Raw genomic sequence first — 8,845 nt, 5'->3', positions numbered from 1 at the left:
GCACTAAACACGTCTATAGTTTAGACAAAATATGAATTTTTCGTTTTATTCCAAGAGGATTTAGTTTTTTGAGAGTAATAAGGAAAATAACCGAAGAATTTGCCTTCATTTAAACCAGTTTCCGCTATGCTCTTAAGATAAAAAGGTTTTCTACGAAAAAACCGACCACTTACCAAGCAAGCTTTGCCTCGTATGCTAGAGTTTAGAGAGTAAGATTGTTGTTTTTTATTGAATTAAACATTTAAACATCAACAAGTTGATAATACGCACTAAGAAAATTCATTGTTTGTAACTTCTCGTCTCAAATATGAAACAGAATAAGAGCGACATGATTTTAGGAGAACTAACGTGAGATGGAATCGAGTACATATAGCCTGCTGTTGCTTAATAGTGTCTTCACCAGTTTTCGGTCAAACTCTAGAGCAAGCGGTTGCACAGACGCTACAAAATAACCCCGATATTAAGAGTGCATTTAACGAGTTTATGAGCCAGAAGTACATAAATGAAGCTTCATCAGGTGCTTACCTCCCCTCTGTTGATCTAGATGCTGGAATTGGATATGAAGGATTAGACCCGTCAGATGAAGTTGGTCGAGGAGACACGGATTACACTCGAAAGGAAGCTTCAGTGACACTGACCCAACTAATATGGGATGGTAGCGCTACGTTAAATGATATTGATCGAACCGCAGCTGATGCTGAATCTGTTAGATTTCAACTCTTAGCAGATGCTTCAGATAAGGCACTTGAAGTGACTAAAGTGTACTTGGACGCTGTTAAAGCGTATGAAGTCCTAAAGCTTTCAGAAAACAACCTTGCTGTTCATAAAGATATTTACGATGACATTAAAAAACGAGTCAACTCGGGTATCGGCTCTACTGCTGACTTGACGCAGGTAGAAGCACGTTTGGCAAAAGCACACGGAAACTTAGCTGCTGCTCAAAATAACCTGTATGACTCTCACACGATGTTCACTCGTTTAGTCGGTCAAACACCACAAGGGTTAATCTTTCCGAGAGCGGACCAAAACTTTATCCCGTACACGGTTGATGAAGCGGTAGGCTTGGCATTTGAACTTCATCCCGTTATTCAAGTGGCGCTCGCAGACGTAGACTCGGCTAAGTTTCAATACAAACAGTCTAAAGGTGTTAATTACCCAACCATTTCCATTGAAGCTTCGCAAACATGGCGTGACGACGCTGATGGTATAAAAGGTCGAAGTGATGAGACACTTGCCATGCTGCGTCTACGCTACAACCTATTCAATGGCGGCAGTGATGCAGCGAACTCAGAAAACTTCGCCTACCAGCTAAATAAAGCAAAAGACTTGCGTGAAGGTGCCTATCGCAATGTTGAAGAAGGGTTGAGGCTTTCTTGGAGTGCGCTTGATTTAACATTACAACAAAAAGAGTTTCTATCAGATCATGTAGACTCTGCGTCTGAGACCGTAATTGCTTACGAGAAGCAATATCGCATCGGTAAACGAACACTGCTTGATCTATTGAACACTGAAAACGAGCTCTTTGAGGCGCGTAAAGACTACTTAGATTCTAAATACGCAGAGCAGTACGCCAAATATCGAGTGATGAACGCAACTGGGCAACTGTTGAGTGCATTAAGGGTTGAAATGCCTAAAGAATGGCTAGAAGAAGTGGAGTATTAATTATGAAACACATAGCTTTTATTACACTCTCATTAATGCTCTCCGCATGCAGTTCATCAGATCGTGGTGATGAATATGATTACATAGATACCCCAATTGCCGATCAGTGGGCTGATCATATAGATGATGACTCTGACGGAGTCATTAACGAGCGAGATTTGTGCCCGGGTACACCTTTGGGTGCCGAAATAGACAACGACGGTTGTGGTTCGTACGTTGACTCCTCACAAGAAATGCAAATTCGAGTACTATTTGCGAACGATTCCGATGTGATCAACCCTATCTTTACGCAACAAATTCTTGAACTATCCGACTTTTTGAAAGAGTACCCGAACACGTCTATAGAGATTCAAGGTTATGCTAGTCGCACTGGTACTGCAGAACATAATCTTGACTTATCTAAGCGCCGCGCTGAAAACGTTAGAAAAGAGCTCATGAAGAACGGCATTAGTGGAGATAGAGTTACCATTGTCGGCTATGGAGACACAGTACTTGCGACACAAGGTACAGACCAAGTTAGTCACGCATTGAACCGCCGAGTAACCGCAACAGTGATTGGCCACAAGGGTGAAGTGAAGAAAGAATGGACCGTTTTCACAACACTTCCAAAAAGCTAGCACAACAATAAACAGACCGTAAAAATAAAAGGTCTAGCAAATTGCTAGACCTTTTTTGATTTTAAATTTGACTACAGTTTAGCGCTACTACATGCCTTTGTACTGAGCTTCTAAACTCGCAATCAGACTTTGAGTCACATCATCGACACTTGCACCATCAAAATGGATGTCTAATGTCGAGCTACCTTTCGTAATACTCAAGTTCGCTTCCGAGCCGCCATCTGGTGCCACTTCTACGTGATACTCTCCGACATCACCAGTATGATCACCGGACTGAAGATCATTAAGAAGCTCTCCAATTTCATCTTTAGATAAGTCATCAAAAAGATCAGAGAAGTCTAGAGTGTCTTCATCTTTATTGAAGTCAGTGACAGTGTCGCGTTCATTGGACACATCAATCCATTTAAAGATGTCTTCACCGTCCCCCCCTGTCAAAATATCATTGCCGAAACCACCAATTAAAATATCATTGTCTGCACCACCGAACAGCTTGTCGTCACCACCTTGTCCAAACAAAATATCATCACCTGAACCACCAGAGATGGTGTCTGCTTGGTCGTAATAACGAGACTGTTCAAATTCTGCTTGGTTTTCAGTAATGTAGTGATGAACTTCTTCTTTCGTAACTAACGAAACATCCTTACCTAGTTGAGATGCTACGTAGTTTTGTAGCGCGGAAACTCCTTGCTCACCATCGACGTCGAAACGCATGGCATCACCAAAAATAATGTCATTTCCATCAAGGCTGTTAATCTCATCTTTACCTTGCATCAATGAAACTTCCTTACCAAGGATCACTTCTGCTAGTTGGTTTACATCTATGTTAGCTCTTACTACACCATCAGAGTCGAAGTTTTCTAACGAATCTTCATCTAAGTAGCGACCAAGACCTATCGAACGAACCTCACTAAATTCAGCCAATGCTTGATATGCGTTATTCGCTTGAGATAGAACATTATTTCCATAATCATCATAGACATATGAGTTAAGCATTCTCCCCACCTGTTCACCAGTAGAGAGCGAATACACCGCCCCGCGAAAATCTATGATTGTTTTATTGTTGTATGTGACTGTATCACCAAACCTGTAATCACCTGGCAAAACATCCGCTAGCGTCACTAACTTTTGTTCTGACACGCCAAGTACGACACCCTCCCAACCACTAAACCAACTCGTATTGTTATCCGTAGCTTGGTTTGGTTGACCATCAGATATGAAATAACTTAGGTTTGTTGCGCCACTATCGGCATTAGCAAACCAGTCTAGTGCAGATTGGAACCCGGCTTCATAATTTGTATTACCATCACCGATTTGTAAAATTGCATCCAATGTAGACTCTATTTGCGATGTTGCGTTGTCTGCACTCAAATCTAATTCAAGTACCTGAGAGCTCCCAGTAGCAAATGTGGTCAATAAAACGTTCACTTTGCCCGAATGAGGGCCACTAGCACTTTCGGTAAGAGTATTCAGCACTGTTTTTAGCTCACCTAGCGCTAGACCAACGTCGTAACCCATGCTGCCTGATGTATCGAGCATAAAAGCAATGTTGTAGTCCTGCCCCTCGACAATCTGTAATCCTTGAACATCGCCAACAATCACATCATTGCTATCAGATCCAGCTATCTTGTTATCACCATGCGTACCGGAAACAAAATCATAATCTCGAACTGAAACAGAAGCCGTGTCCGTTCCCATTTGAGTATTGTTATTAACTTCAACACTTCCTGCCGTCGCTGTTACATCAAAATCTAACGAACCATTGTAATCGGCTGGTACAGTAATCGTACCGCTTAGTTGATGACTGGTTTGATTTGGTTCACTTGAAAGGTCAACCGTGTAAGAACCATCGCTGTTTTCAGTAACCGTTTTGCCATTCACCTCTAATGTTAGCCCTGAAGGAATTCCCGTTAAGGTGACGCTATCGTTAATGAATGACTCACTGCCATCCACATCGATAAGATCAAGGTTCAGCTCAAAAGAGACTTGCTGCTCTGTAAGTACAACATACTCTCCTGTGTTGTTATTTAGCTTGATAATGGCATCTTGGAAGATAAGTTGTTCAATTTCATAAAGGTGGTCACCCGACTCTTTATGAGTGCTCGAAACAACATCTTTTGTATCAATAAATCGGCTATCTTCGACAATCCAATACGGGACCTCTGAGTGGTCAGATGCAGGGTAATAGTTGAAGTTGTAATCAGACAACTTGCCAGAGTAAACAACTGTGTCCGTCTCCGCTTGATCATCTAATGAACCAATACCGCCATAGATAGAATCATTACCTCCTCCAGTCACAAAGATATCACTGCCTTGAGCATCAACGTTCGCACCTGCTTGTTGATCTCCGACAAAGCTCAGTGGCGATTCAGTGTCACCGCTTAGCATTAAGTCATTACCAACATGTCCGTTATTAAACGTTTGTGTCACCACATGTTCAAAGTCAAGCCCTGGTAAATTACTTGCCTCAAGCAGATCTTTAAGTTCTTCGTCTGTAGACCAGCTTCCGCCTAGTGTCACAGGTACAGACGTTACTGGACCGAAAGTAAGGTCAATCTTAAGCGGGTCCGCGACAGGCTCTATGTCGATACTCAACGTACCTGAAGCAGAAGAATTGCCATCACTAACCGTGAAATGAATCTGCTCGTAAGTATCCAAGCCGTTCCCAACACCATCTTTATCGAAAACATCTGCACCAGATTCATGTTCAGCAGGAACGTAGCGAACAAGACCATTTTCGATATCAGAAGCGAGCACACTGCCAGAAACCGCTTCCCAACCATCAGAACCTTTCACTTGCAGTGAGCCATTTAGAGCAGAAGTGTCAAACTCAACACTTATACTACTATCAACGATGCCTAAATGTTCTAGTGTTATAACAATAGCTTCGTCTTCTAATCCGGAAATTTCGTTGCTTTGAACTGCTGGCGGAACATCATTATCGTCAATATAGCCAACGCTAGATACATCTCCGACTTTAATCACAAGACTCTCTGTTGATTCAACCAACTGATCATCAATACTTGGAATGGTAATCTCAAAGCCATTCACTCCGGCTGGAACAATAAGGTATCCGCCCAAATACTTCACGCCATTAGTAAAAGTTGCGTTCGACAAATCAATGTCTTGAGAGCTCACACTAGAACCCTCTGCAGAGAAATCCACTTGATACTTAACGGTCTGATCTGTCGCGTTATTTAGAGAAACAGAAAACGTGACATCATCACCCTCAACAACAGTAACACCTGCAATGCTCTCCACCACAGGTCCATTTTCCGCAACATTACCATCTAGTATTTCGTTAACGATATTGACCGTAGACGGATCACTAACTCCACTTTCAGAATCGACTGCCACATATCCAAAGCTATCTCCGGCAGGAATACCTTCTACATAACGTAACTCCCAGTTCCCTTCATTTTTCGTAGAAAAATCTAACTGAGTAATGACCGAACCTTCAGGAAGAGCTAGTTCTTGCCCAAAACCAACGCTTGTTTCTTGGAATAGCATGAAGTTGCCTTCAGGCTTCAAGAACTCGAACGTTTGAGTCTGTTCGATATTATTTGAATCTAAATACGTAACCGTAATAAGCGCAGCGTTGTCATCACCGTAATCAAACAATCCACCTAATCCATCTAAGCCAAGGTTTACGCTGCCCACAGGGTTATTAGACAAATCGATCGTAATTGTCTCGCCTTTCTCAATACCCTGCCCATCATTGTCAGCAATACCGTTTCCGATATGTGACACTTGGCGGTTGTATTGAGCAAGTTCACCACTATCAGAAGATATAGTGATGGAGGAACCATTAACTAAATGCTCAGTACGGGAGTGTGATGGACCTCCGTCCTCACTTAGCCCCCAATTATTGAAATCTGTTGTAGACTCGGAACTATTTGGTGTATCTGGGCGATCCTTGATACCTAATAAGAAACCCACATTATCAGCTTCATAGTAAAGGCTATCTTTTTCATAAAGAGTGTCACTGACTTCTTTTATTTCATGCAGTTCACCGTTGTTATCTCTGAAGAACAATGTTCCTGAGGTCGGTAGTTCAGTAATCCGCACATGCAAATCGTTGCCATTTAAGTCATCTTCAATATCCGCTATATGATCCTGAGAGTCGCCATCACCTAAAGGTTTCGTATCAGTATCAAATACAACTTGCGTCACAGGCTTGTCAGTAACATGCGTAAAGTCCTCACTGTCAGGCCTATCATTCACTGGCGTCACATCGACGTTCACCGTGGTGGACTCCGATACCCCACCGGACGTAACGATGTACGTGAAACTGTCTGTCCCTTGGAAGTTGTCGTTTGGCGTGTAAGTCACGCTGCCGTCCGGGTTGACCGAGACCGTGCCGTTAGCTGGTCCATTGTTGGTATCCAGCGACACCACTTTATCGTCGCCTTCGAACGTGTCGTTACCTAAGACCTTGATGATGGTTGCCGTGTCTTCCACAACCGTCGCTTTGTCTGCCACGATGTCCGCCACAGGGGTAACCGTGAAGTTCACCGTTTGGCTGACGCTTTCACCGCTTGGATCGGTGGCAGTAAAGGTCAGCGCTTCTGAGCCGTTCCAGTCTGCCGTTGGGCTAATGGTCGCAATGCCATTTTCAATCGAAACCAACACGTTGTTGTTGCCGGACACTGAGAAGTTCAGTGCCGAGTCGCTGTCTTTAAATGCGTCGTTTAAATCAATCGTGTAGATCGTAAAATCTTCTGCTAACACTTGATCTGAAATGACATTATCGACTGTTGGTGCATCGTTAACGCGATTCACAATCAAACTATCACTGTCGCTAACCGTTGGATTAACACCATCCGATACTGATGCGCTGATCGTTAGGTCTTTAAGGTTGAGTTCGTCGTTGTTAACCGCGTCAACACCCGCTTGAGTCAGTTTGACTTCATCGCCAACTAACGCAAAGTAGCCGTTTGAGTTGTTTTCTAAAGAAACGGTTAATTGCTCTTCTGGCGTATCGGTATCAGCGACTTCCAACGTTGCCACTACCGTATCGGTACTCACTGCGTCTTCAGTGATACTTTCTACAGCATCGACCTTGATCGTTGGCGCATCGTTCACTGGGTTAACGGTAACGGCTACTTTCGCTTGGTCAGTCAGCGAACCATCGGTGATGGTGTAAGTGATTTCGGCATCACCATTGAAGTTCTCAGCTGGTGTGAACACCAATTTGCCGTCAACAATTACAACCTTACCTTGTGCTTCAGGTACAGACGCTGATTGGATAGACAGCGTATCGCCATCCACATCGGTGTCGTTTGGCAGGACATCAATCGTCACTGGCGTATCTTCGTCAGTAACAGCGGTATCATCTTTTGCCACTGGCGCATCGTTGACTGGCGTGACATCGACGTTCACCGTGGTGAATTCCGATACCCCACCGGACGTAACGATGTACGTGAAGCTGTCTGCCCCGTGGTAGTTGTCGTTTGGCGTGTAAGTGACGCTGCCGTCCGGGTTGACCGAGACCATGCCGTTAGCTGGACCGTTATTGGTATCGAGCGACACCACTTTGTCGTTACCTTCGAACGTGTCGTTACCTAAGACCTTAATGATGGTTGGCGTGTCTTCTACAACCGTCGCTTTGTCTGCCACGATGTCCGCCACAGGCGCTACCGTGAAGTTCACCGTTTGGCTAACGCTTTCACCGCTTGGATCAGTGGCAGTAAACGTTAGGATTTCTGAGCCGTTCCAGTCCGCGGTTGGAGTGAACGTAGCAATGCCATTGACGATCGCCACTTGAATGTTGCTGTTGCCAGAAACGCTGAAGCTCAGCTCGCCATCCACATTATCCACATCGCTGAAAGCGGTATTTAGGTCGATGCTGTATGGCGTAAAGTCTTCCGCCAAGGTTTGGTCTGCGAGGTTGCTTTCAACCACAGGCGTGTCGTTCACCGCATTCACGGTGACGTTGACCGTCGCTTCGTCGGTCAATTGACCGTCCGTTACGGTGTAGGTGATTTCAGCGTGGCCATTGAAGTTTTCTGCCGGAGTGAAGACGAGTTTGCCATCAACGATCTCTACTTTACCTTGTGCTTCAGGAACAGTCGCAGATTGGATCGACAACTTATCGCCATCCACATCAGAATCGTTTGGCAGAACATCGATAGTAACTGCGGTGTCTTCTTGTGTCGTAGCGATGTCATCTTTCGCCACTGGTGCATCGTTGACCGGTGTTACATTGACTTCAACGGTGGTGGATTCTGATACCCCACCGGACGTAACGATGTACGTGAAGCTGTCTGCCCCGTGGTAGTTGTCGTTTGGCGTGTAAGTGACGCTGCCGTCCGGGTTGACCGAGACCATGCCGTTAGCTGGACCGTTATTGGTATCGAGCGACACCACTTTATCGTCGCCTTCGAACGTGTCGTTACCTAAGAGTTTGATGATAGTTGGTGTGTCTTCCACGACTGTCGCGCGGTCAGATTCAATATCCGCCACAGGTGCAACCGTGAAGTTCACCGTTTGGCTGACGCTTTCACCGCTTGGGTCTTTAGCTGTGAACGTAATTGTCTCTTTGCCATTCCAATCCGCAGTCGGAGTGA

General features: G+C 44.6%; 3 protein-coding genes. 2 read left to right on the top strand and 1 reads right to left on the bottom strand.

Annotated features, from left to right (window positions below; translation table 11 throughout):
• Window positions 1-348: 348 nt before the first annotated feature.
• A complete protein-coding gene (locus CAG69_RS01395) occupies window positions 349-1,662 on the top strand; it encodes a TolC family outer membrane protein (protein WP_161442352.1) in 1,314 nt (437 codons plus the stop codon).
• Window positions 1,663-1,664: 2 nt separating this feature from the next.
• The gene (locus CAG69_RS01390) at window positions 1,665-2,279 is read left to right on the top strand and encodes an OmpA family protein (RefSeq protein ID WP_005377363.1); all 615 of its coding nucleotides are present in this window, start codon (window positions 1,665-1,667) and stop codon (window positions 2,277-2,279) included.
• A gap of 87 nt (window positions 2,280-2,366) precedes the next feature.
• Here CAG69_RS01390 and CAG69_RS01385 read toward each other — a convergent pair whose 3' ends face one another.
• Complete coding sequence (locus tag CAG69_RS01385; RefSeq protein WP_337247407.1) at window positions 2,367-8,762, bottom strand: tandem-95 repeat protein; 6,396 nt, start codon at window positions 8,760-8,762, stop codon at window positions 2,367-2,369.
• Window positions 8,763-8,845 lie beyond the last annotated feature (83 nt).

Source organism: Vibrio sp. V43_P6S15P86, from assembly GCF_009904725.1.
GTDB lineage: Bacteria > Pseudomonadota > Gammaproteobacteria > Enterobacterales > Vibrionaceae > Vibrio > Vibrio diabolicus.
This window is presented reverse-complemented; position numbering and strand designations above follow the sequence as displayed.